General features: G+C 71.8%; 25 protein-coding genes. 13 read left to right on the top strand and 12 right to left on the bottom strand.

Features of this window, described 5'->3' with window-relative positions:
* Positions 1 to 68 precede the first annotated feature (68 nt).
* The 5 genes from K1J60_RS34910 (at position 69) to amaP (ending at position 2,538) form a co-directional block, all read left to right on the top strand.
* On the top strand, positions 69 to 554 hold the full coding sequence (locus K1J60_RS34910; protein ID WP_220649692.1) for an Asp23/Gls24 family envelope stress response protein: 486 nt from the start codon (positions 69 to 71) through the stop codon (positions 552 to 554).
* A gap of 84 nt (positions 555 to 638) precedes the next feature.
* A complete protein-coding gene (locus K1J60_RS34915) occupies positions 639 to 824 on the top strand; it encodes a hypothetical protein (RefSeq protein ID WP_220649693.1) in 186 nt (61 codons plus the stop codon).
* Positions 821 to 1,195, top strand: a complete 375-nt coding sequence (locus K1J60_RS34920; RefSeq protein ID WP_220649694.1) for an Asp23/Gls24 family envelope stress response protein — start codon at positions 821 to 823, stop codon at positions 1,193 to 1,195. The genes K1J60_RS34915 and K1J60_RS34920 overlap by 4 nt, the downstream gene beginning before the upstream one ends.
* Positions 1,192 to 1,953: a DUF6286 domain-containing protein gene (locus K1J60_RS34925; RefSeq protein ID WP_220649695.1), complete on the top strand. Its 762-nt coding sequence runs from the start codon at positions 1,192 to 1,194 to the stop codon at positions 1,951 to 1,953. The genes K1J60_RS34920 and K1J60_RS34925 overlap by 4 nt, the downstream gene beginning before the upstream one ends.
* A gap of 6 nt (positions 1,954 to 1,959) precedes the next feature.
* Positions 1,960 to 2,538: an alkaline shock response membrane anchor protein AmaP gene (gene amaP / locus K1J60_RS34930; RefSeq protein WP_220649696.1), complete on the top strand. Its 579-nt coding sequence runs from the start codon at positions 1,960 to 1,962 to the stop codon at positions 2,536 to 2,538.
* 12 nt (positions 2,539 to 2,550) lie between these two features.
* Here amaP and K1J60_RS34935 read toward each other — a convergent pair whose 3' ends face one another.
* The 5 genes from K1J60_RS34935 to K1J60_RS34955 all read right to left on the bottom strand — a co-directional run bounded on the left by K1J60_RS34935 (position 2,551) and on the right by K1J60_RS34955 (position 7,722).
* Entirely contained in the window at positions 2,551 to 3,306 is a 756-nt protein-coding gene (locus K1J60_RS34935) for an SDR family oxidoreductase (RefSeq protein ID WP_220649697.1), read from the bottom strand.
* A gap of 4 nt (positions 3,307 to 3,310) precedes the next feature.
* The gene (locus tag K1J60_RS34940; protein WP_259408059.1) at positions 3,311 to 5,110 is read right to left on the bottom strand and encodes a glycoside hydrolase family 15 protein; all 1,800 of its coding nucleotides are present in this window, start codon (positions 5,108 to 5,110) and stop codon (positions 3,311 to 3,313) included.
* A gap of 64 nt (positions 5,111 to 5,174) precedes the next feature.
* The gene (locus tag K1J60_RS34945) at positions 5,175 to 5,468 is read right to left on the bottom strand and encodes a hypothetical protein (protein ID WP_033529192.1); all 294 of its coding nucleotides are present in this window, start codon (positions 5,466 to 5,468) and stop codon (positions 5,175 to 5,177) included.
* Positions 5,465 to 6,169 (bottom strand): SigE family RNA polymerase sigma factor, encoded by a 705-nt coding sequence (locus K1J60_RS34950; RefSeq protein ID WP_259408060.1) that lies wholly within the window; start codon positions 6,167 to 6,169, stop codon positions 5,465 to 5,467. Before K1J60_RS34950 ends, K1J60_RS34945 begins: the two co-directional genes overlap by 4 nt.
* Entirely contained in the window at positions 6,166 to 7,722 is a 1,557-nt protein-coding gene (locus K1J60_RS34955) for a sodium:solute symporter family protein (protein WP_220649698.1), read from the bottom strand. Before K1J60_RS34955 ends, K1J60_RS34950 begins: the two co-directional genes overlap by 4 nt.
* A gap of 195 nt (positions 7,723 to 7,917) precedes the next feature.
* Here K1J60_RS34955 and K1J60_RS34960 point away from each other — a divergent pair, with 195 nt between their 5' ends.
* The 4 genes from K1J60_RS34960 (at position 7,918) to K1J60_RS34975 (ending at position 11,675) form a co-directional block, all read left to right on the top strand.
* A complete protein-coding gene (locus K1J60_RS34960; RefSeq protein WP_220649699.1) occupies positions 7,918 to 8,175 on the top strand; it encodes a DUF3311 domain-containing protein in 258 nt (85 codons plus the stop codon).
* Positions 8,176 to 8,293: 118 nt separating this feature from the next.
* A complete protein-coding gene (locus K1J60_RS34965; protein ID WP_220649700.1) occupies positions 8,294 to 10,444 on the top strand; it encodes a carbon starvation CstA family protein in 2,151 nt (716 codons plus the stop codon).
* Complete coding sequence (locus K1J60_RS34970) at positions 10,441 to 10,629, top strand: YbdD/YjiX family protein (RefSeq protein ID WP_220649701.1); 189 nt, start codon at positions 10,441 to 10,443, stop codon at positions 10,627 to 10,629. The genes K1J60_RS34965 and K1J60_RS34970 overlap by 4 nt, the downstream gene beginning before the upstream one ends.
* Positions 10,630 to 10,715: 86 nt before the next feature.
* Positions 10,716 to 11,675, top strand: a complete 960-nt coding sequence (locus K1J60_RS34975; protein ID WP_259408061.1) for a hypothetical protein — start codon at positions 10,716 to 10,718, stop codon at positions 11,673 to 11,675.
* Positions 11,676 to 11,688: 13 nt separating this feature from the next.
* On the opposite strand, the gene K1J60_RS34980 is transcribed toward K1J60_RS34975, so the two are convergent.
* From K1J60_RS34980 to K1J60_RS34990, 3 genes are all read right to left on the bottom strand, one after another.
* Positions 11,689 to 12,489: an SURF1 family cytochrome oxidase biogenesis protein gene (locus K1J60_RS34980; RefSeq protein WP_220649703.1), complete on the bottom strand. Its 801-nt coding sequence runs from the start codon at positions 12,487 to 12,489 to the stop codon at positions 11,689 to 11,691.
* Positions 12,490 to 12,548: 59 nt separating this feature from the next.
* Entirely contained in the window at positions 12,549 to 12,782 is a 234-nt protein-coding gene (locus tag K1J60_RS34985) for a hypothetical protein (RefSeq protein WP_078853751.1), read from the bottom strand.
* Positions 12,783 to 12,862: 80 nt separating this feature from the next.
* Positions 12,863 to 13,873 (bottom strand): DEDDh family exonuclease, encoded by a 1,011-nt coding sequence (locus K1J60_RS34990; RefSeq protein ID WP_220649704.1) that lies wholly within the window; start codon positions 13,871 to 13,873, stop codon positions 12,863 to 12,865.
* Positions 13,874 to 14,063: 190 nt separating this feature from the next.
* Here K1J60_RS34990 and K1J60_RS34995 point away from each other — a divergent pair, with 190 nt between their 5' ends.
* Both K1J60_RS34995 and K1J60_RS35000 read left to right on the top strand, forming a co-directional pair.
* The gene (locus tag K1J60_RS34995) at positions 14,064 to 14,984 is read left to right on the top strand and encodes a sterol desaturase family protein (RefSeq protein ID WP_220649705.1); all 921 of its coding nucleotides are present in this window, start codon (positions 14,064 to 14,066) and stop codon (positions 14,982 to 14,984) included.
* A complete protein-coding gene (locus tag K1J60_RS35000; protein ID WP_220649706.1) occupies positions 14,981 to 15,721 on the top strand; it encodes a lysoplasmalogenase in 741 nt (246 codons plus the stop codon). Before K1J60_RS34995 ends, K1J60_RS35000 begins: the two co-directional genes overlap by 4 nt.
* Here the strand turns inward: K1J60_RS35000 and K1J60_RS35005 are convergent.
* From K1J60_RS35005 to K1J60_RS35020, 4 genes are all read right to left on the bottom strand, one after another.
* A complete protein-coding gene (locus tag K1J60_RS35005) occupies positions 15,687 to 16,727 on the bottom strand; it encodes a CopD family protein (RefSeq protein WP_220649707.1) in 1,041 nt (346 codons plus the stop codon). The genes K1J60_RS35000 and K1J60_RS35005 overlap by 35 nt on opposite strands.
* A 99-nt stretch (positions 16,728 to 16,826) precedes the next feature.
* A complete protein-coding gene (locus K1J60_RS35010) occupies positions 16,827 to 18,257 on the bottom strand; it encodes a CoA transferase (RefSeq protein ID WP_220649708.1) in 1,431 nt (476 codons plus the stop codon).
* 73 nt (positions 18,258 to 18,330) lie between these two features.
* Complete coding sequence (locus K1J60_RS35015; protein WP_220649709.1) at positions 18,331 to 19,851, bottom strand: S8 family peptidase; 1,521 nt, start codon at positions 19,849 to 19,851, stop codon at positions 18,331 to 18,333.
* 37 nt (positions 19,852 to 19,888) lie between these two features.
* Positions 19,889 to 21,418: a S8 family serine peptidase gene (locus K1J60_RS35020; RefSeq protein WP_220649710.1), complete on the bottom strand. Its 1,530-nt coding sequence runs from the start codon at positions 21,416 to 21,418 to the stop codon at positions 19,889 to 19,891.
* 409 nt (positions 21,419 to 21,827) lie between these two features.
* On the opposite strand from K1J60_RS35020, the gene K1J60_RS35025 reads away from it, so the two are divergent.
* Both K1J60_RS35025 and K1J60_RS35030 read left to right on the top strand, forming a co-directional pair.
* A complete protein-coding gene (locus K1J60_RS35025; RefSeq protein WP_033529255.1) occupies positions 21,828 to 22,184 on the top strand; it encodes a DUF485 domain-containing protein in 357 nt (118 codons plus the stop codon).
* On the top strand, positions 22,181 to 23,806 hold the full coding sequence (locus K1J60_RS35030; protein ID WP_220649711.1) for a solute symporter family protein: 1,626 nt from the start codon (positions 22,181 to 22,183) through the stop codon (positions 23,804 to 23,806). Before K1J60_RS35025 ends, K1J60_RS35030 begins: the two co-directional genes overlap by 4 nt.
* The last annotated feature ends 89 nt before the right edge of the window (positions 23,807 to 23,895 follow it).

Consider the following 23,895-nt stretch of genomic DNA (forward strand, 5'->3'; position numbering starts at 1 on the left):
CCCGGCGCGCGGGGCCGCAACCGCGCTTACTGTGGGCTTGAGGGGGACGACCGGAAGGGGCTGACGGCATGACTGACATGACGGAGCGGAACCGGACGGAAGGGCCCGACACGACCAAGGAGCCGACGCAGGTCGGGCGCAGGACCGCCCGGCGCGGCGGCGGTGATCCGGCGGGTCGGGGGCGCACGACCATCGCCGACGGTGTCGTGGAGAAGATCGCCGGGCTCGCCGCGCGCGAAGTGATGGGCGTGCACGCCATGGGCAGCGGCCTGTCACGGACCTTCGGGGCCATGCGCGACCGGGTCCCCGGCGGGACCAAGTCCGTGACCCGGGGCGTGAAGGTCGAGGTCGGCGAGGTGCAGACCGCGCTCGACCTGGAGATCGTCGTCGACTACGGGGTGTCCATCAGCGATGTGGCCCGCGACGTGCGCGAGAACGTCATCGCGGCCGTCGAGCGGATGACCGGCCTGGATGTCGTCGAGGTCAACATCGCGGTCAGCGATGTGAAGCTGCCGGACGAGGAGGACGAGGAGCCGGAGTCCCGGCTGCAGTGAGCGGAGCTCGCGCCCTCCACCCCATCCGTGCCTCGCACCCCGTCCGCCCGTGTTCAGGAGTCTCCGAGTCGCTAGGAGCACAGCATGAGCTTGGCCGTGATCGGCATGGTCGCCGGGATGGCGCTGGGCTTCGCCGGATACTTCGGCGGGTTCGGAGCCTTCCTGCTGGTGGCCGCACTGGGTGCCGTCGGCTTCGTCGTCGGCCGGTTCCTCGAGGGGGACCTGGAGCTGGGCGACTTCTTCCGCCCGCGTGACGACCGGCGCCGATGAACCCCGTGGCAAGCGGGCGTCCCACGGAGCGGGGAGCCGTCGAGGCCGGGGAGCGTGGGGCGCTCCGGATCGCCGACCGGGTCGTCGCGAAGATCGCCTCGCAGGCGGCGCGCGAGGCACTCGACGTCGTGCCGCAGGACTCCGCGCCCCCGCATGCCACCGTCGTCCTCCACCACGAGACCGCGCGCGTGCGCGTCAGTCTCGAACTTCCTTACCCCTCGGACATCGGTGGCCAGTGCGCTGCGGTGCGTCGTCATGTCGCCGAGCGGGTAGGGACGTTGACGGGAACGCACGTGTCGGAGGTGGCCGTCCAGGTCGAACGGCTGCACCTGACGCACGCACACGATGTGGCACAGGGGAGGACGCGATGAGCGAACCCCGGAGCTCCGAGGGCACCACGCGACGACTGCCCGTCATCGAGAAGGCCGACGACAAGGCTGATGACAAGGCCGATGACAAGGCCGATGAGAAGACCGGTGGGAACGCGGGCGGGAACAACGGCGGACGGACCGTCGGCCGCGAGCCGGACCAGTCCGCGTCCGCCGCCGACTACGACCCGCTGCCCGCCCTCGACGACGAGAACGGCGACGAGAAACGCTTCTGGTCCGCCCGCAGAGTCCCCGCGGGCATCCTGGCGGCGCTGCTCCTGGCGGGCACCGGCCTCGTCCTGTACGACGTCGCCGCCGTCCGGGCCGACCGGCCCGCCATGGCGTGGCGCCGTTCACTGGCCCGGGAACTGGCCGAACGCCCCCTCGACGACCCGTGGGTGCTCGCCGGAGCCTCGGTCGCCGTACTGCTCGGCCTCTGGCTGCTGCTGCTCGCCGCCACCCCGGGGCTGCGCGACCTCCTGCCCATGCGGCGGGTCCACCCCCGGGTACGGGCCGGACTGCACCGGGAAGCCGCCGCGCTGGCCCTGCGCGACCGGGCCATGGAGGTCTCCGGCGTGCAGTCCGTACGGGTCCGGGCGGGACGCGGACGGGTCGACGTCCGCGCGGTGTCCCACTTCCGGGAACTCGACGAGGTACGGGCCGACCTGGACGTCGCGCTCGCCGACGGCATCCGGGGACTGGGGCTGGCCCGGCCGCCCGCCCTGTCGGTGCATGTGCGCCGGCCCGGCCGGAAGGGATGAGACGCGATGCTGAGGATCGTCAACCGGGTGCTGCTGGGTCTCGCGGGGCTCGTCCTGGTGGTGGCCGGCGGTGCCGTCCTGGCCGTCGGACTCGGCGTGGACCCGCCCTCCTGGTGGCCGCACCACGGCCCCGCGGACGTGCTGCTGAGTGACACCGAGCGGACCCGGTGGCACGACTCCGGCTGGTGGTGGCCCGCCGTCATCGCCGTGCTCGCCTTCCTCGTCCTGCTCGCCCTGTGGTGGCTGACGGCCGTCCTGCGCCGGCACCGGCTGGCCGAGGTCCTCGTCGACACCGGAGACGGCGAGGGAGCGCTGCTGCGCGGGCGGGCGCTGGAGGATGTGCTGACGGCCGAGGCGGCGCGGTCGGACGGCGTCGAACGCGCCCACGCCCGCCTCACCGGACGTCGCAGCGCCCCCGAGGCCCGTGTCCGCCTCCGCCTCCAGCCCCATGTGAATCCGGGCGAGGCCCTGCACACCCTGACCACGGAGGCCCTCGCCCACGCCCAGCACTCGGCGGGCCTGGCGGAACTGCCGGCCGAGGTCAGACTGCGGGCGGCCAAGCACCGTGCCGAAAGGGTGAGTTGAGCGCCCGGCGGTTCAGAACCCGTGCCTCATCCCGCCGTCGACCGGCAGCATGATCCCCGTCAGATAGGAAGCGGCCGGCGACAGCAGAAACGCCCCCGCGCGCCCGAACTCCTCCGGCCGCCCGTACCGCCGCAGCGGAATCCGCGACTCGTGCGCCGCCCGTGTCGCCTCCGGATCCGCCGACATCCCGTCCAGCTCCCGCACCCGGTCCGTGTCGATACGGGCCGGGAGCAGGCCGACCACCCGGATACCGCGCGGCCCCAACTCGTCGGACAGCGACTTGGCGAACCCGGCGAGTCCCGGCCGCAGCCCGTTGGAGATGGTCAGCCCGGGGATCGGCTCGTGCACGGACCCGGAGAGCACGAAGCCGATGACGCCGCCCTCGCCCAACTCCGCGGCCGCGGCCCGCGCCAGGCGCACCGCCCCCAGGAACACCGACTCGAACGCGGTGGTCCACTGCTCGTCGGTGTTGTCGGCGACGAACCCCGGCGCCGGGCCGCCCACGCTGACCAGGATGCCGTCGAAGCCCCCGAAGTGCTCACGGGCGGCGGCGATCAGCCGCTCGGCGGCCTCGGGGTCCGCGTTGTCGGCGGCGACACCCACCGCGTTCGCCCCGAGCGCCGCGGCCGCCGCACCCGCACTCTCCTCCTCGCGGCCCGTGACGACCACCTTCGCGCCGTCGGCGACGAGTTCCCGCGCGACCGCGTTGCCCAGCCCGCGGGTCGCCCCGGTGACGATGTAGACACGGTCCTTCAGCCCAAGATCCATGGCCCTATCCTGCCTTCTTCCCGTCGTAGAGGGCGAGGGCGGTGCCGACGAGACCGACGTGGCTGAACGCCTGCGGGAAGTTCCCCAGCTGACGGCGCGCGACGGGGTCGTACTCCTCCGCGAGCAGGCCCACGTCGTTGACCAGCCCCACCAGCCGTTCGAACAGGTCGCGTGCCTCCTGCGTGCGGCCGGTCAGGTGCAGTGCGTCCGCCAGCCAGAACGAGCAGACGAGGAACGTGGCCTCGCCGCCCGGCAGCCCGTCGACGGAGCCGGTCGCCGCCGTGAGGTGGTCGGCGCTGTAACGGCGGACGAACCCCTCGTGGCACAGCTCCTCGCGGATCGCGTCGACCGTGCCGACGACCCGGGGATCGTCCGGCGGCAGGAAGCCCATGAGGGGGATGAGCAGCAGCGCGGCGTCCAGTTCGCGGGAGCCGTAGGACTGGGTGAACGTGCCCCGGTCGGCGTCGTAACCGCGTTCGCAGACCTCGCGGTGGATCTCGTCGCGCAGGGCCCGCCAGCCTTCGAGGTCGCCGCCGCTCAGGGTCGGGTCGTCCTCCAGGGTGCGGACGGCCCGGTCGGCGGCGACCCAGCACATCACCTTGGAGTGGGTGAAGTGGCGGCGCGGCCCGCGCACCTCCCACAGCCCCTCGTCCGGCTTCCGCCAGGCCGTCCGCAGATACTCCATCAGCGCGCACTGCATCCGCCACATGTCGGGCTTGTCGGGCAGACCCGCGCGGCGCGACACGAACACGGAGTCGATGACCTCGCCGTACACGTCCAGCTGCACCTGCCGTACGGCGTCGTTGCCGACCCGGACCGGGCGCGAGTCCTCGTATCCGGACAGCCACGGCAGTTCGTACTCGGGGATGCGCCGCTCACCGGCCAGGCCATACATGATCTGCAGGTCGGCCGGGTCGCCCGCGGCCGCGCGCAGCAGCCAGTCGCGCCAGGCCTCGGCCTCCTCCTGGTAGCCGCAGGACAGCAGGGCGCCCAGGGTGAGGGTGGAGTCGCGCAGCCAGCAGTGACGGTAGTCCCAGTTGCGGACGCCGCCGATCTCCTCGGGCAGGGAGGTGGTGGCCGCCGCGACGATGCCCCCGGTCGGGGCGTAGGTGAGGGCCTTGAGGGTGATCAGCGAGCGGACCACGGTGTCCCGGTGCGGACCGTCGTACCGGCAGCGCGCCGCCCAGGCCCGCCAGTCGTGGAGACTCGACCGCAGCGCCTCGTACGGGTCGACCAGGCGGGGGCGGGGCTCGTGCGAGGGGTGCCAGGTCAGCACGAACGCGACCTTCTCACCCGGCTCCACCGTGAACTCCGCGTACGTGGCCCGGTCCTCGCTCCACGAGCGCACCCGGGGCTCGCTGCGCAGCCACACCGCGTCAGGGCCGGCGACCGCCACGCGGTGGCCGTCCGACCTGCGCATCCAGGGAACCGCCGAGCCGTAGTCGAAGCGCAGGCGCAGGGTGCTGCGCATCGTGACCCGGCCGGACAGCCCCTCCACGATCCGTACGACGTCGGGCGCGCGGTCGCGTTGCGGCATCAGGTCGGTGACGCGTACCGCGCCCTCGTCCGTCTCCCACTCGGTGTCGAGCACGAGGGAGTCGTGCCGGTACGACCGCCGCGTACAGGTGCCGCCCTCGCCGGGCGCGATCCTCCAGTGACCGTTCTCCTCGTCACCGAGCAGCGCGGCGAAGCACGCGGCCGAGTCGAACCGCGGCAGACAGAGCCAGTCGATGGAACCGTGGCGACTCACCAGCGCTGCCGTCTGGTGATCGCCGATCAGGGCGTAGTCCTCGATGTGGGGCACGGGGGTCGGGTGCCCGGAGCAGGGGGTGATCAGTCCCGCGCCCGGGAAACCGCGCGACCGTCCGTCAGCCCGGCCCCGTCCCCGCCGTGGTCCCTCCCACCCCCGAGAAGATCACCCCGGAGCCGGAAGGGGCCTGGTTGAGGACCCACAGGCCGAGCAGCGTGGCCAGGGCGAAGACGACGAGGACCAGGACGGCCAGGACCAGCCTGCGTCGGCGTTCACGCCGGAGCCAGTCCCCCCGGGCCGTGCGGTAGGCGTCGGGCGCGGCGTGCACCCCGCCCGCCAGCGCGGCGAGCGCCGCGGCCAGCTCCCGCTCGGTGCGGTCCTGACCGGTGTCGTTGCCGGTGGTGTCGTTCATCGCCGGGCCTCCATCGCCTGGGTGAGGGCGGCGAGGCCGCGTGCGGTGTGGGTCTTGACCGAGCCGCAGGAGATGCCCATCGCGGCCGCGATCTCGCTCTCCTTCAGCCCGAGCCAGTGGCGCAGCACCAGCGCCTCCCGCTGTCGGGCGGGCAGCTGCTGGAGCGCCTCGATCAGCACCCGCTGATCGTCGTGGAGGAGGGCGGTGCTCTCGGCGGAGGCCACCGGTTCCTCCGCCGCCGGGGTCTCCACATGCCGACGGGCGACCTGGAGGTGCCGTATCCGCATCCGCGTCAGGTTGCAGACCGTGGAACGGAGGTAGGCCTCCGCCGCCTCGGCGTCCCTCAGGCGCCGCCACTTGCGGTAGATCTGGTAGTACGCCTCGGCCACCACGTTCTCGGGGTCGTCCGCGCCCAGCAGCACCGCGAGCCGCAGCATCGAGGAGTAGTGCAGCTCGAACAGCCGGGCGACACCCGCCTCGCGCTCCACGTCGACGGGGTCCCCGAGGGCACCCGGCGGCAGCGCGGCGCCCGGTACCGACGGGGAGTCCGGGCCCAGCCCCGGACGGGGGACCAGGGGCTCGGCATGGGGGACCTGGGGCTCGGCGGCCGGAGCGGGCACCTGCCCGAGCGGCCCGGCGGCGGTCATGGGCGCGGGGACCGCCGGGGACACCGGCATACGCATGTGCGGTCTGCGTCTCACGGGTTGCTCGCTCCCGTCTCGGGGCGCCGCCTGACGGTCAGGCGGGACGGTAGGTCGGTCACGTCGGTGCCGCGCGGGACACCGAGCCGTTCGAGGACCGTGGTGCCGACGACGGCGACGGTCAGATTGAGCAGCAGGGCGAGCAGCCCGGCGTAGATCTCCAGCGGGCCGCCGCCCAGCAGCACGATGGACGAGAACCCCTCGCGCACCACCAGGAAGGTGCCGGTCACCATGCCGACGCCCCACCCCGCCAGCAGCGCCCGCGGATGCAGCCGCCCGGTGAACAGGCCGACCGCCACCGCCGGGAAGATCTGCAGGATCCACACGCCGCCGAGCAGTTGGAGGTTGATGGCGTCCTGGTCGCGCAGCCCGAACACGAACGCCACCGCGCCCACCTTCGCGGTCAGCGACACCACCTTGGCGATGCGCACCTGACGCTTGGGCGTGGCGGTGGGCTGGAAGTACTCGACGTACACGTTGCGGACGAAGCCGGTGGCGGCCGCGATCGACATCACCGCCGCCGGGACCAGCGCGCCCACGGTGATCGCGCCGAACACCAGCCCGGCCAGCGGGCCCGGCATCAGCCGGTCCACCAGCATCGGCACGGCCGCCTCGGCACCGCCCTCGGGGGCCCGGACCCCCGACGCGAGCGCCGCGACCCCGAGGAAGCCGAAGAGGGCCAGGAGTCCCGTCCAGGCGGGCAGCGCCACGGCGACCTTGCGGACCGTGCGTGCCCCGTCGGCGGCGAACCCGGCGGTCAGCACGTGCGGGTACATCAGCAGGGCCAGCGCCGAGCCGAGCGCGAGGGTGGCGTAGGCGGGCTGCTGTTCGGGGGCCAGGAGGAGCGCGGACTCCTCGACGCTCGTGCCGCCGAGCCGGCGGGCCGCTCCCTCGAAGACCGCGCCCGGGCCGCCGAACCGTTCGAGGACCAGCCAGCACACGGCGGTCAGCGACACGAAGACGGCCACCGCCTTCAGCGCCGAGATCACGGCCGGTGCCCGCAGCCCGTGCCGGTACGTCGCCACCGCGAGCCCCGCGAACAGCGCGACCATCACCAGATCACCGGCCGCGCCCCTCGGATACACACCCCCGGCCGTCAGCACCGCCCTTATGCCGAGCAGCTGCAGCGCCAGGTACGGCATCGTCGCGAGGATCCCGGTCAGCGCCACCACCAGGGCGAGCGGCGCCGAACCGTACCGGCCGCGCACGAAGTCCCCGGCCGTCACGTACCCGTGCCGCCGGGCCACCTCCCACAGCCGGGTCAGCAGGACGAAGGCCAGCGGGCAGACGATCACCGTGTACGGCACCGCGAAGAACGCCGGTGCCCCGTTGCCGTACGCCAATCCCGGTACGGCGGTGAAGGTGTACGCGGTGAAGATCGTGCCGCCGAGCAGCAGCCAGGTCCACACCGGGCCGAGGCCGCGGTCGGCCAGCGCCCAGCCCTCCAGCGAGGGCAGCCGGTCGCTGGGGCGCAGCCGGCGCGCGGTGACGGCGAGCAGCGACGCTCCGCCGATCACGGCGAGGAACGTCGCGGTCATGGCAGCGTCCGCCATGGGTCACCGTCCTTGGTGTGCCTGGGCCACCGGCTGTACCTCGGCCCTCGCGTGTTGGTTGCGTGGACGGCCGGTTCGGATGACACGGATCGGCGGGAAATCTTCGGGGAATCTTCTGAAATTCGCTGTCAACCGGATCCGGCGGGTGGGCAACTCTTGCACAGACCCACAGCGATCGGGAGAGGAGCACAGCCCATGGCACACCACGCTCACCAGCGACTACGGCGCGTCGCGACCGCCGTCCTGCTCCTCGCCCCCGCCGCGGGACTGCTCTGGGTCCCCTGGTACGCCGGTGCCGAGCCACGGCTCGCGGGAACGCCGTTCTTCTACTGGTACCAGCTCGCCTGGGTCCCGGGATGCGGCCTCTGCCTGCTCGCCGCGTACGCGCTGACGGGCCGACAGCGCCCGGACCGCGGCCGCCCGGACGGGCCGCGCCCGGACCGACATCGCTGAGCCGCAGCCCTCCAGCCCTCTCACCGCCTCCCTCCCCTCCCTCTGTCCCTCCCTTTGTCCCTCCTTCCTTTCCGCCGGTCTTTCCCGCCGCACATCCGTTGAAGTCACAGGAGCCGCCATGCCTACGTCAGCCATGCCCGAATCCGGTCCAGAAGCGCCGGAGAGATCCCGTATGTCGCCGAGATCGATCGCGCTCTGGATAGCCGTCGCCCTCGTCGGAGCGATCGGCTGGGCCGTGCTCGCCCTCTCCCGGGGCGAGGAGATCTCCGCCGTCTGGCTGCTCATGGCGGCCCTCGGCTCGTATGCGATCGGCTACCGCTTCTACTCCCGGTTCATCGCCCGCCGGGTCCTCCAGGTCGACGACACCCGGGCCACCCCGGCCGAACGGCTGGAGGACGGCGTCGACTACCACCCGACCGACAAGCGGGTGCTGTTCGGCCACCACTTCGCGGCCATCGCCGGCGCCGGCCCGCTGGTCGGACCGGTGCTGGCGGCCCAGATGGGCTATCTGCCGGGCACCATCTGGATCATCGCGGGTGTGATCTTCGCCGGCGCGGTCCAGGACATGATCGTCCTGTTCCTCTCGATGCGCCGGGACGGCAAGAGCCTCGGCCAGATGGCCCGGGACGAGATCGGCAAGGTCGGCGGCGCCGCCGCGCTGATCGGTGTCTTCGCCATCATGATCATTCTGCTCGCGGTCCTCGCGATGGTCGTCGTCAACGCCCTCGCCGAGTCCGCCTGGGGCACCTTCTCGGTCACCATGACCATCCCGATCGCCCTCTTCATGGGCTTCTACCTGCGCTACCTCCGCCCCGGCCGGGTCGTCGAGACCAGCTTCATCGGGGTGGCCCTGTTGCTGCTCGCCATCCTCGGCGGCGGCTGGATCCAGGACTCCTCGCTCGCCGAGTACTTCGTCTGGAGCCCCGAGACCCTGGTCTTCTGCCTGGTCGGCTACGGCTTCGTCGCCTCCGTGCTCCCCGTGTGGATGCTGCTGGCCCCGCGCGACTACCTCTCCACCTTCATGAAGGTCGGCACCATCGTCCTGATGGCCGTGGGTGTCGTGGTCGCCGCCCCGAACCTGCGCGCCGAGTCGGTCACCGAATTCGCGCACACGGGTGCCGGGCCGGTCTTCGCCGGCTCCCTCTTCCCCTTCCTCTTCATCACCATCGCCTGCGGCGCCCTGTCCGGCTTCCACGCCCTGGTCTCCTCCGGCACCACGCCGAAGCTGATCCAGAAGGAGTCCCAGGTCCGGATGATCGGCTACGGCTCCATGCTCACGGAGTCCTTCGTCGCCGTGATGGCCCTGATCGCCGCGTGTGTGCTGGAGCCCGGCCTCTTCTACGCCATGAACTCCCCGGCCGCGCTGCTCGGCCCGACGGTCGACACCGCCGCCGAGGCGGTCAAGAACCTCGGCTTCACCATCACCCCGGAACAGCTCACCGCGGCGGCCAAGGCCGTCGAGGAGGAGACCCTCGTCGGCCGCTCCGGCGGCGCGCCCACCCTGGCCGTGGGCATGTCGGAGATCTTCGCCGGGGTCTTCGGCGGCGCCGGGATGAAGGCCTTCTGGTACCACTTCGCGATCATGTTCGAGGCCCTGTTCATCCTCACCACCGTGGACGCCGGCACCCGCGTCGGCCGCTTCATGCTCCAGGACATGCTCGGCAACGTCTGGAAGCCGATCGGCCGCGTCACCTGGAAGCCGGGCATCTGGATCACCAGCGCCCTGGTCGTCGGCGCCTGGGGCTACTTCCTCTACGCCGGCGTCACCGACCCCCTCGGCGGAATCAAGCAGCTCTTCCCGCTCTTCGGCATCGCCAACCAGCTGCTCGCCGCGGTCGCCCTCGCCGTCACCACCACCGTGCTCATCAAGTCCGGCAAGCTGCGCTGGGCCTGGGTCACCGGCATCCCGCTGGCCTGGGACGTGGCCGTCACCTTCACCGCCGGCTGGCAGAAGATCTTCTCGGACAACCCCGCGATCGGTTTCTTCGCCCTGCGGGACAAGTACGCGGCGGCCATCGACAAGGGCGAACTCCTGCCCGGCGCCACGACCATGGACGACATGCACACGATCGTCACCAACAACACGGTCGACGGCGTGATCATGGCGATCTTCCTGCTCCTGGTCCTCACGGTCCTGGTCAACTGCGCCGTGGTCTGCGTGCGCGCCGTACGGTCCCCGGTGCCCCTGCCGTCGACCGAGGCCCCGTACGTCGAGTCCCGCATCGACGCCGACGACTCCGAGAAGCAGTTGGTGGGGGCCCGCCGGTGACCGCCCGGAACTGGGTGCGAGGGGTCCGCTGGTACCTCCGGGAACTCACCGGCGAGGCCGAGTACGACCGCTACTGCGAACGACACCGCCGTCACCACCCGGCGGCGCCGGTTCCCACCCGACGGGAGTACGACGCACAGCGCACGTCCTACCGGGAGCAGCATCCGGAGGGCCGCTGCTGCTGAGCGCCCCGCCCCACCGAGCCGCCCCGGCAGCGAGCGACCCTGCCGCCGGGGCGGCTCCCCACCCGCCCCCGACCCCGGATCCAGTGATGCTGAGACGCCGCCCCTCCCTCCTGATCCGCCCCGAACTCGACGACAGCCCTCTCCACACGACCCTTGCCGAACTGCGTCCCACCGCACAGCTCCACGGCCTCGGCGCGGGCCGCACCCGCCCCCCGTGGGAACCCGTGGCCGACCTCCTGCGAGCCACCGGCCGCGACTGGGACCGCCGGGCCCATCGCGTCGCCGTACTGGCCCAGCGACTCCCCGCCGCCGTACCCCAGCGCTGGACGGCAGACCGCCCGGAGGACGGCGACGCCCTCACCCTGCGCGCCTTCGTCGAGTCGCACCGCACCCCGGCCACCGACCGGGCCGCCGTCCGCCGCGCCGAGCACTCCTGCCTCCGCGCCGCCGAGGCCTGCCCCGAGGACCCCACCCCCTGGCTGGCACTGCTGTCCCTGATGTACACCTGCGCCGTACCGGTCAAGGACGCCGTGCCCGTATGGACGGAAGCCGTCGACCGGGCCCCCTGGCTCCGGACGTCGTACCACCGGCTGCTGCGCTATCTGTCCCCGCGCGGACACGGGACGGTCCCCGACATGATGGACTTCGCCTGGCAGGCCGCCGCCCGCGCACCCCACGGATCACCGCTGGCGCTGCTCCCGGTGGCGGCCCGCGTCGAACTCATGGCCCACCGTCAGGGATCGACACCCGTCGACGTCCTCGGCTCGGGCGGCGGCAACTGGAACGAGCCCCGGTCCGTGCACGAGATCGACCTTGCCCTCAAGGGCTGGTTCGACGTCGGCACCGCACCCCATGCCGAAGCCGTCACCGACCTCAACATCCTCGCCTTCGCCCTCACCCGCGCCCACCGCCCGGCCGAGGCCGCCCCCGTCTTCGAACGCCTGGGCCGCCATATGACCCCCCACCCGTGGGACCTGCTCCCCGAGCCGCGACGCACGTTCGCGTACTGGCGGGAGCGCGCGGCGGAGAGTCGCGGCCGCAGCTGAGCCCGGCCGACGCCTACACCGGAGTCGGTGCCGTCTCCTTCTCCTCCTCGGCCTTCGCGGCCGCCGCCTCCGCGCGGTCGCGGCGCTCCCGGCGGGCGAGGATCACGTAGCCGATGGGCACGCCGAGGGCGAAGAGCCACCACTGCAGGGCGTACGCGTAGTTCAGCGCGGCGTTCTCGTCGCCGGGGCTGCCGAGCTGTTCCGGGGTGTCCCCCTTGGGCTCGGGCGCGGTCTGCGCGAGATAGCCGCCGAGGACCTGGACGCCGAGGCGCTCCGCCTCCCGCTCGCTGTCGATCAGCATGATCTGCCGGTCCGGCAGGCCCTGGAGATCCTTGATGCCGCTCGCCTCGGTCGTCTCGTCGGGCATCAGCCGCCCCGTGACGGTGACCTCGCCGGCCGGCGGCGCGGGAATCCTGGGGAACGCGGTCTGGCTCGGACCGTTCGCGGGGATCCAGCCCCGGTTGACGAGCAGCACCTTGCCGTCGCCGAGCACGAACGGGGTCAGCACATGGAAGCCGACCTCGTCGTCGGCGTTGACCCGACGACGGACGACGACCTCGTCATCGGTGTCGAACCGGCCCTCGGCGGTCACCGTGCGGTAGCGCTCGGCGCTGGAGACGGTGTGCCCGGGGGAGGTCAGCCGCTCCACGGGCACCGGCTTCGCGGCCAGCGCTTCGGCGACGAGCTGGTTCCGCGCGCTGCGCTCCTCGTAGCGATGCATCTGCCAGATACCCAGCCTGACCATGGTCGGGATCAGGACGAGGGCGAGCAGCGTGAGGATCACCCACTGCCGGGACAACAGGAAGCGGTACACCCCACGACCGTACAACTCGGTCGTGGGGTGTGTTCGGGCGGGTGCGCACTCGCAGGTGTTCAGACTTTGTCGACGATGCCCGCCTTCCCCTCGGCCCGCGCGCAGTGGGCGCCGCAGTACCAGTGGCCGTCGACGTCGACGCCCTGGCCGATGATCTGCACCCGGCAGTGCTCGCAGATGGGGGCCATGCGGTGGATCGCGCAGGAGAAGCAGTCGAAGACGTGCACCGCGCCCTGGGCGTGGACCTCGAAGGTCATTCCGTAGTCATTGCCGCAAACTTCGCATCTCGCCATGCGCCACAGGGTGGGCCGTCGCCGCCGCGCGGGCGAGCGGACGCCGGGCGAGTCGCCCGGCAATCACCCGTCCGTACGGGTCACTCGTCGGCGGGCGCGACATCGCGGAGCAACTGCCCGAACGCGGCCTCGTCCACCACCGGCGTTCCGTACTGCCGGGCCTTGACGACCTTCGACGTGTTCGAGTCGGGGTCGTTGGTGACGAGCAGACTGGTCACCCGGGACAGGCTCGTCGCCACATGCAGCCCCGCCTCGACGGCACGGTCCTCCAGCAGATCGCGTTCGATCGACGTGTCCCCGGAGAAGGCGACCCGCATGCCCTGCTTGAGCGGTTTGCCGTCCTCGAAGCGCCCGGGGTTGGGATAGGGGCACGCGGGCCGCTTCCGCGAAGGGCGCCAACTGGTGGGCCGGTAACCGCCGTAACCGGCACCGTGACCGCCGCCGTGGCCCGCCTGCTGCCCGATGCGGGGCGTGGCGGGGCTGTCCCGCCACTCGGTCAGCGGCCGGCACTCGTGCAACGGCAGCCGTACGCCGCTCGCGGCGGCGACCCGCAGACTCGGCCGGAACGCCTCCGCGAGCACCCGGGCGTCGTCCAGCGCGTGGTGCGCCCGCTGCTGCACCACCCCGAAGTGCGCGGCGAGGGACTCCAGTTTGTGGTTGGGCAGCGGCAGCCCCAGCTCCTTCGACAGCGCGATCGTGCACAGCCGTTGCCGCACCGGCGCCTCGGTCTCCGCGCGCGCGTACTCCCGGGCGATCATCGACCAGTCGAACACCGCGTTGTGCGCGACGAGCACGCGGTCGGCCAGCCGCGAGGAGAACTCGTCCGCGATCTCCTTGAACAGCGGCGCTCCTTCGAGCACCTCACTCGTCAGCCCGTGGATCCACACCGGCCCCGGATCCCGCTCCGGGTTCACCAACGTGTACCAGTGGTCCTCGACCTCGCCCCGCGCGTCCAGTCGGTACACAGCCGCGGAGATTATCCGGTCGTCCCGGGCCAGCCCGGTCGTCTCCACGTCCACGACCGCGTACCCCTGTGGGTACGCGGCCGGCCAAGGCGCTTGCGACGCTGCGGTCGTGTGGTCTTCGAGCATGGTCCCTGAGGATACGGGCCGGGACTGACAGCTCGTTACCCGGCGCCGACCCGGGACAGGTGACAGAGCGACAGCTCTCCTCCCGCCCGCCGGTTTGGTGGAGAACACCAAGAAGCAAGCGCGTACCGCCGGAAATACTTGTCAGTAACAACGTCTAGCCCCCGTCGACCAGCGGTTCTACCGTGCCCCCATGCCGAACCTGCCCGATGTCGTGCTGTGGTCCATACCCGCCTTCGTGCTGCTCACCGTGATCGAGGTGATCAGTGTCCGGATCCATCCGGACGAGGACGCCGCGGGGTACGAGGCGAAGGACGCCGCGACGAGCGTCGGGATGGGGCTCGGGAGCCTCGCCTTCGACTTCCTCTGGAAGATCCCGATCGTCGCGATCTACACGGCCGTCCACGAGCTGACCCCGCTGCGCGTCCCGGTCCTGTGGTGGACGGTCCCGCTGATGCTGCTCGCGCAGGACTTCTTCTACTACTGGTCGCACCGCGGCCACCACGTGATCCGGATCCTCTGGGCCTGCCACGTCGTCCACCACTCCAGCCGGAAGTTCAACCTCACCACCGCCCTCCGGCAGCCCTGGACGACCTGGACGGTGTGGCCCTTCTACGTCCCGCTCATCGCCCTCGGCGTGCACCCGGCCGCGCTCGCCTTCTGCTCCTCCGCCAACCTCGTCTACCAGTTCTGGATCCACACCGAGCGGATCGGGAAGCTGCCCCGCGCCTTCGAGTTCGTCTTCAACACGCCCTCGCACCACCGGGTCCACCACGCCTCCCAGGGCGGCTATCTGGACCGCAACTTCGGCGGCATCCTCATCGTCTGGGACCGGCTCTTCGGGTCGTTCGTCGAGGAGACCGAGCGGCCGGTGTACGGCCTGACGAAGAACATCGAGACGTACAACCCGCTGCGGGTCGCCACGCACGAGTACGTCGCCATCGCCAAGGACCTGAAGGGGGCGAGCGGTTGGGGTGAGCGCGCGGGACGCGTCTTCGCGGGGCCCGGCTGGAAGCCCGCGCAGCCGGCCGCGACCTCGGCCACCACCTCGGCCTCAGCCACGTCCTCGCCCACGTCCTCGCCCGCGTCCGCGTCCTCGAAGACCGTCGCGTGAGGCGGGACAGAGGGGCCGTCCTCCTCGTCGCCTTCGGGGTCGCCGCCGGCGTCGACCTCGCCTCCCTGGCCGCCGGGTTCGACGCGGGGCACCTCGCCGCCAAGCCCCTGCTGATGCCCCTGCTCGCGGCGTACGCGTACACGCGCGGCGCGCCCCGACCGCTGCTCGCCGCCCTGCTGTTCGGCTGGGGTGGCGACGTGCTGCTCCTCTCCGACGCCGAACCGGCCTTCCTCGCCGGGATGGGCTCCTTCGCGGTGGGGCACGTCTGTTATCTCGTGCTGTTCGGCGGACTCGGTCGACGCGGCGGACTCGACGGAGCCGACGGACTCGACGGAGCCGGCGGACTCGGCAGGTCCGGACAGCCGGCGTACGGCGGGGCGTCCGGCGTGTGGTCCGGTGTCGCGTACGGCCTCGCCCTGGTCGTCGCCGTCGCGAGTCTGTGGCCCGGTCTGCCGGCGGAGCTGCGCCTTCCCGTCGCCGGGTACAGCGCCCTGCTGACCACGATGGCGTGGGCCGCCGCCCGGGTCGGGCTCGTCGCGGGGCTCGGCGGCGCGCTCTTCGTGGTGTCGGACATGCTCATCGCGACCGGCGTCGCCGAGTGGCCGCAGCCGCCCCGCCCCGACCTGTGGATCATGCTCACCTATCTGGCGGCCCAGTACCTGCTGACCCGAGGGATCCTCGACGCCCCCGCCCCGTCGCCCCTCACCAGCGGATCGGCAGCGGCAGAGCCGTCATGAGCGCCGACACCGCGACGACCGCGCCCAGCACCACCACCTCCGCGCGCGCGGGAGCACAGGCGCCGAGGGGATCGTCGGCCGCGCGGCGCAGCCGCAGCCGGGCCCAGAGGGCCAGCACGGCGACGGCGGCCACGAGCAGGACCTTGGCGAACAGGGCTCGCCCGTACGCCGTCTCCGTCAGTTGGTCGAGGACCGTGCCCGGTGGCATCCGGCGCAGCGTGCTCCACACTCCGCTGGCGGTGACGGCGGCGAGCAGAACGGCGGCCACGCGCGCGTAGAGCCCCAACAACGCGGTGCCCGGCCCCGACGAGCGCCACGCGCGCGTGCGCAGGGTCCGCAGCACGTGCAGCAGTCCGCCCGCCCACAGTGCCGCGCACGTCAGGTGCACCACCGTCAGACCGGTGCCGACCAGCGGGTCGTGGTGGTCCGTGCTCGGGTGGGCGCGCAGCGCCTCCGCGACGACGACGGCGGCCAGGGGCAGCGCCTGGGCGGCCGGCCTGCGGGACAGCGCCAGCAGACCCGCCGCCGCGAAGGCGTTGACCTCCAGAAGGGCGAGCTTGCCGTCCCGGGTCTCGTAGAGGCCGCCCACGTCCATGTCGGCGGGGGAGTCCGGCACCAGATTGCCGGTGGCCACGACCGAGGCCAGCCCCAGTGAGGCCACGAGACCGGCCCCCGCCGCCCAGGGCGCCCAACTGCGCGGGGCCCGCCCGGGCGCATCGGGCACCCGTCGCACCAGCCGGGCCACGAACAGCTCGCCCACCGGCACGCACAACGCCGCCAGCAGCACCGTCCGCAGCAAGGCGATCCCGCCGGTCCCGGGTGCCGCGGCCTCACCCGTGCCGTCGAGCGCGACCCGCGGCCCGAACAGGGGTATCAGTGCCGCCGCGGTCACCAGGACGAGCATGACGACGGCCCGTCCGGCCCCACCCCGGGTCCGGGCGGACCGCCGCTCCGGTCCGTCCGCTTCCGCTTCCGTCGCCACCGTCGTCCGTCTCGTCAGGCTCACCGAAAAAGTCCACCAGTCGTACCAGAACCGGGCAAGTGCCGGAAAACAACTGGCAGTTCGATATTCCGCCCATACGTACGGTTCCGGGCTCCCGGTGACTCAACGCCAGCGCGGCTCGTCCGCTCCCCAGAGTCCGGGCGGGCGGGTCCAGTCCTCCGGCCCGCCCTCGAAGGAGACCGGCGACCGCGCGTACCGCAGCCGCCCCAGCCCACTGTCCCGCTCGGCGAGCCACGCCTCCGGCCCGTCGTAGCCCGCGCGCCCGTCCGGGCCGGGCTCGACACCGTCCGTCAACCAGGCCGCCGTACGCGCGAGTGCCAGCCGGACCGCGCGGCCGCCGCCCCCGTCCGCCCGCTCGGTGAGCGCCCGCAGCACGGCCGCCGCCAGCAGATACCCCGTCCCGTGGTCCAGTGCCTGCGCGGGCAGCGCGCCCGGCTGCTCCGCTGAACCCTCGACCGCCGCGATGCCCGTGGCCACCTGCACCAGACTGTCGAAGCCCCGCCGCGCCGCCCACGGCCCGTACGCGCCCCACGCCGAGAGCTGTGCCACGACCAGCCCGGGCCTGCGCTCGACCAGTGCCTCGGGCGACAGACCGAACCGGTCCAGCGCGCCGGGCCGGTACCCGGTGACGACGACGTCCGCCTCGGCGAGCAGCGCCTCGAAGGCTTTGGGGTCCGCGGCCAGATCGAGCGTCGCCGACCGCTTCCCGAAGCCCGTGTCGGCGTGCTGGTCGAGGATCTCGGGTGTCCCGGGCGGGTCGATCCGCAGCACGTCCGCGCCCAGGAGGGCGAGCGTGCGGGTGGCGACCGGGCCCGCGATGACCCGGGTCAGGTCCAGGACACGCACTCCGGCGGCAGGCGGCGCTGACATCTCCGTCCGGGGTGCGAGCACGCGCGCGCGTGACGCGTCGGCACCGTCCCACCGCCGCCACTCGATGAGCGGACGCTCCCGCAGGGCCGCCGCCTGCGCGTGCGCGGACCACTCCTTCGGTGTCCGCAGGGCGAACGCCAGGCCCCCGGCCGCGCACACGGCCTCCTCGACCTCCAGGGACGACCGTTCGGCGAGCACCGACGCGACGGCGGACACCTCACCGGCAGGCAGATCACCGACAGGTGTCCCGTCGGCGGGCAGATCACCGGCGGCCACCCCCAGTGCGGACAGCAGTCGCTGCCGGTGATGCGGATAGTTCGCGTGCGTCCGCACCCACCCGTCCGCCGTCCGCCAGAACCGCGACAACGGCGCGAAGGCGACCGGTGCCCGGCCGTCGACCAGCAGATGACGTTCACTCACGAAGGCGGTGCCGACCGCCCCGTCGTCCACCCGCACCCGCGGGACCTCGGTGAGCCCGGCCCGGCGCGCACCCAACTCGGCAGCCGCGAGCGCGCACACCCCGACGCAGGTCCGCGCCAGTTCCCGTACCGGCAGCCGGGCGTCGAGCACCCCACTCCGTACGACGGTCGAGATCCGCCGCGGCAGGGCGGGATCGCCGCCGAGCGCCGCCCACACATCGTCCATGTCTGTCAGGTCTGTCATGACCGCACTATGCAGCCGAAGGGCCGGGCGGTGTGACACCGCCCGGCCCGACGACCTCCTACGAGGCGAACCCCTACCTGGTCACCGCGTCCAGCGCGTCGGCGGTGCCGAAGCCGTAGAAGCCGTTGTAGTTCTTCGGCCCCTCGCAGACCGCGTCGGCCTTGCCGTCCCCGTCGATGTCGTACGGGTCGGTGCAGGGAGTGGCGTCGGCCTGGGCGTACAGCAGTGCCTTGACCAGCGCCGCCGGCGCGTGCGGGTGGGTCGACTTGATCAGCGCGGCGACGCCCGCGACGTGCGGGGACGCCATCGACGTACCGGCCATGTAGCCCCACCTGCCGCCGGGCAGCGGGCCCAGGATCAGACCGCTGGTGGCGGGCGGGGCCGGGGTCTGGAAGCGGGTCGAGTCGCCGCCGGGTGCGGCGATGTCGACGACGCCCAGACCGTGGTTGGAGAAGGACGACTTGATGCCCTTGGCGCCGGTCGAGGCGACCGTGACGACACCCGGCAGCTGGGTCGGGATGTCGAGGCACTCGGACGGGTCGATCACCCGGTCCGACGGGGTCGAGTCGTTGGGCGAGACCGGGTCGGTGATCTCGTCGGCCGCGAGGTCGTAGTTCTCGTTGCCGGCCGCGGCGACGTTGACCGCGCCCTTCTTCTCCGCGTACTTCGTCGCCCGGCCGAGGGCCTCCACCAGCGCCTTCTGGTCCGGGTCGTTCTTGCAGTTGAAGTACCAGGGATCGGTGTAATAGCTGTTGTTGGTGACGTCCACACCGTGCTCGGCGGCCCACATGAAGCCGCAGACGACGGCCTCCGTGTAGAAGAAGCCGGCGGTGGTGGACACCTTGATGCCGGACACCTTCACCCCGGGCGCCACGCCCGTGACACCGACGCCGTTCTTCGCGGCGGCGATCTCACCGGCCACGTGGGTGCCGTGCGCGCTCTCCGTGGGCCCCGGCCGCCAGGCTCCGTCGCTGGTGTCGGGCTTGCCCGTCACACAGTTGACGGAGGCGTCGCGGTCGAAGTTCGGCGCGATGTCCGGGTGCGTGTCGTCGACACCCGTGTCGATGACGGCGACAGTGACGTCCCGGCTGCCGAGCGACACCTCGTGGGCCTTGTCGGCCTTGATGGCCGGCAGGTCCCACTGCAACGGCTCCAACGGATCCTGCCCGTCCGCCGCCTCGACGTCCGCCATCTCCTCGGCGGTCAGCACCTTCGGGGTGCCCACGTCGGTGGTCGACTGCGCGGGCAGCGGCGCGGTCCGGGTGGAACCGGCCGACTGGACCCCGCGCACCGCACGGATCTCCGCGGCGAAGCCGGGGTTCGAGGAGTGGACGACGACGACACCGATCCGGTCGTACGACGTCACGATCGTGCCGCCGGCCTGAGCGATCGCCTTCTTCACGTGCGCGGAGGGCCCGTACCCCGCGCGCACGTTGACGACGTAGCTGAGCCCGGTCGCGTCGGCCTGCCCGGCCGATGCGGCCGACTCGGCCGCCGAGGCCGTGATGTTCGGTACGACGACCAGTGCGGTCGCCATGGCCATCCCCAGCGGGATCGCGGTCAGACGACGGGAGCGCTTGAGAGGCGCCGTCATGCTGTCTCCAGTTCGTCGTGGCTGCTCACCGGCTGCGTTACTTGACGGCCTTCAGGGCGTTGACGATGCCGAACCCGTAGAAACCGTTCACGCTGGGGCCGCCCTCGCAAACCGCGTCCTGGACGCCGTCGCCGTTCTGGTCGTACGACGTCGGGCAGGCCTGCTCGTCCGCCTGGGCCTTCAGCAGCTTCTGCAGCTGCTTCGGGGACGCCCACGGGTGCGTGGACTTCAGCAGCGCGGCGACACCGGCGGCGTGCGGCGACGCCATCGAGGTGCCCTGGAGGAAGCCGTACTCGCCGTTCGGCATGGTGGACAGGATGCGGCCGTTCTTCGACGGCGTGTCCGGGATCTGGTAGCGGCTGTCACCACCCGGGGCCGCGATGTCGACGACGCCGTTGCCGTACGTGGAGTAGAACGACTTCTCGTTCTTCACGCCCGTCGCGCTGACCGTGACGATGCCCGGCAGCTGGGTCGGCACGTCGAAGCACTCGCTCGGGTCGATGGTGCGCTCGACCGGCGTGGTGTCGTTGGGGCTGGACGCGTCCAGGATCGCGTCGGAGGCGAGGTCGTGGTTGGAGTTGCCCGCCGAGGCCAGGTGCAGGGTGCCCTTCTTCGTGGCGTACTTCTGGGCCCGGTTGACGGCGTCGACGATGGCCTTCTGGTCCGGGTCGTCCACGCAGTTGTAGAGCCACGGGTCCACGTAGTAGCTGTTGTTCGTGATCTCCACGCCGCGGTCGGCGGCGAAGACGAACGCGCAGACGACGGACTCGGCGTAGAAGAGGCCGCTGGCGCGGTCGGTCACGTTGATGCTGGAGACCTTCACGCCCGGGGCGACACCGGCGACGCCGACGCCGTTGCGGGCCGCGGCTATCTCACCGGCCACGTGGGTGCCGTGGTAGTCCTGCGGGGTGTACGGCCGCCAGGAGCCCTCGCTGGTGTCCGCGACGCCGCCGTTGCAGTTGGCGGACTGGGCGGCGGAGAAGTTCGGCGCGAGGTCCGGGTGGGTGTCGTCGACGCCCGTGTCGATCACGGCGACCGTGACCTTCTTGCTGCCGTCGTCGATCTTCGCGGCCTGGTCGGCGCCGATCGCCCGCAGGTCCCACTGGTCGGCCTCGAGGGGCTCGGCGTCGGGGATGTCCGCGGAGGCGGCCTTCACCTTCGCGGCCTCCGCGTCCGTCAGCATGTCGACGGCACCCAGGTCCGTCGTACCGGCGGGGGTCAGCGGCGAGGTCCGGGTGGCACCGGCGGACTGCACTCCACGCACCGCGCGGATCGTCGCACCGAAGGCCGGGTCGGTCGAGTGGACCACGATCACGCCGATCTTGGCGTAGGTGATCACTATCTTGCCGCCGGCCTGGGCTATCGCCTTCTGCACGGAGGCGATCGTGCGCTTGTCCGTCTTGGTGTTCACGACGTACGACAGGTTCGGGCCCTCCGCGGTCGCGGCGGTGGACTCCGTTACCGGGGCCGCCGAGGCGACAGCCGGCAGGAAACCGAGCGAGGCGGTCAGCGACAGGACGACCGGCACCGCGAGCGCGAGCTGTCGTCTGGAGCGCAGATGAGCCATGTGATCTCCACATCATCCTCAAAGAAACCGGCCCGAGACACACGGGTGCCCGGGCAGGTACATGACGTTGGTGGTGCAGCCCGAAGCTATCCCTGGTCGTCGCCGGCCAGCAATGACTTCACGGGCGGGAGGCCGAAGTAGAGGGGTAACCCTCGAAGTCGCCGCGCCTGAGGGCGCTTTCCGAGTCGGCCGCGCTTCGGCCTCGCATCGGTTCTCGAAAGAAACCCGCGCGGTTGAACCGGTCCTCGTGCGCCGCCGTGACGTTGAGCAGGGAGCCCGAGCACGATCGTGCACCCGTCATCGAAGGAACAGAGCCGACCCCATGTCCGAACCCAGTCCGTCCCCCGATCCGACGGCGAACACATCACCATCCACCGTCGCGACCGCGGCTCAGACGCGAGGAGACTCCGTGGCAACCGACGCACCGCCCCCAGCGAAGGCAGAGCATCACCTCCCCTCACCCGAGGAGTTCGCCGCGGTCCATGAGAGCGCCGAGTTCGCCGAACTGCGGCGCTCCTACCGCTCGTTCGCCTTCCCGCTGACCGTGGGCTTCATCGCCTGGTACCTGCTGTACGTCCTGCTCTCCAACTACGCGGGCGACTTCATGGGCACCAAGCTCTTCGGCAACATCAACGTCGCCTTCGTCCTGGGCGTCGCACAGTTCGTCACCACGTTCCTCATCGCCTGGTGGTACTCGAAGCACGCCGCCGCGAAGCTCGACCCCAAGGCCGAGGCGATCAAGTCCCGGATGGAGGGCGACGCATGAGCCCCGTACAGCAGACGTTCCTCGCGGCCAACGAGGCCAGCGAGCACCGGCCGCTCATCATCACCCTGTTCGCGCTGTTCGTCCTGGCGACCCTCGGCATCACCATCTGGGCCGGCCGCCAGACCAAGGACGCCGCCGACTTCTACGCGGGCGGCCGCCAGTTCAGCGCCTTCCAGAACGGCCTGGCCGTCTCCGGCGACTACATGTCCGCCGCGTCGTTCCTCGGCATCGCCGGCGCGATCGCCCTCTTCGGCTACGACGGCTTCCTCTACTCCATCGGCTTCCTGGTCGCCTGGCTGGTCGCCCTGCTCCTGGTCGCCGAGCCGCTCAGGAACTCCGGCCGCTACACCATGGGCGACGTCCTCGCGTACCGCATGCGCCAGCGCCCCGTGCGCACCGCCGCCGGCACCTCCACGATCGTCGTGTCGATCTTCTACCTGCTGGCCCAGATGGCGGGCGCGGGCGTCCTCGTCTCGCTGCTCCTCGGCATCACCTCCGACGCGGGCAAGATCCTCATCGTCGCCCTCGTCGGCATCCTGATGATCGTCTACGTCTCCATCGGCGGTATGAAGGGCACCACCTGGGTCCAGATGGTGAAGGCCGTGCTGCTCATCGGCGGCACGCTCCTCATTACGTTCCTGGTGCTGCTGAAGTTCAACTTCAACATCTCCGATCTGCTCGGCACCGCCGCCGAGAACAGCGGCAAGGGCGCGGCCTTCCTGGAGCCCGGCCTCCAGTACGGCGCCACCGGCACCTCCAAGCTGGACTTCATCTCCCTCGGCATCGCCCTGGTCCTCGGCACCGCCGGCCTGCCGCACATCCTGATCCGCTTCTACACGGTGCCCAACGCCAAGGCCGCCCGTAAGTCCGTGAACTGGGCGATCGGCATCATCGGCGGCTTCTACCTGATGACCATCGCTCTCGGCTTCGGCGCCGCCGCGCTGATCTCCCAGGACGAGATCATCGCCTCCAACCCATCGGGCAACACGGCCGCTCCGCTGCTCGCCCTGCACCTGGGCGGCGTCGACTCGGCCTGGGGCGCGATCCTGCTCGCCACCATCTCGGCGGTGGCCTTCGCCACGATCCTCGCCGTGGTCGCCGGCCTCACCCTCGCCTCGTCGTCCTCCTTCGCGCACGACATCTACGCCAACGTCATCCGCAAGGGGCAGGCCTCCGGCGCCGAGGAGGTCCGCGCGGCCCGCTGGGCGACCGTCTTCATCGGCATCGTCTCCATCGGCCTGGGCGCCCTCGCCCGCGACCTGAACGTGGCCGGCCTGGTCGCCCTCGCCTTCGCGGTCGCGGCCTCCGCCAACCTGCCGACCATCCTCTACAGCCTCTTCTGGAAGAAGTTCACCACCCAGGGCGCGCTGTGGTCGATCTACGGCGGTCTGATCGTCGCCGTCGGACTGGTGCTGTTCTCGCCCGTGGTCTCCGGCGACCCGAAGGCGATGTTCCCGGACGCCGACTTCGCCTGGTTCCCGCTGAAGAACCCGGGCATCATCTCCATCCCGTTCGGCTTCCTCATGGGCTTCCTCGGCACGGTCCTGTCCAAGGAGAAGGCCGACGAGGCCAAGTACGCCGAGCTGGAGGTCCGCTCCCTCACGGGCACCGGCGCGCACTGATCCCGGCCACCGCGCACGGGGCCGCCGTAGATCCCTACGGCGGCCCCGCGTGCTGTCCGGGTCGTAGGGATCTACGGCGATTCCTCGCC

This window comes from Streptomyces akebiae (assembly GCF_019599145.1).
Classification (GTDB): domain Bacteria; phylum Actinomycetota; class Actinomycetes; order Streptomycetales; family Streptomycetaceae; genus Streptomyces; species Streptomyces akebiae.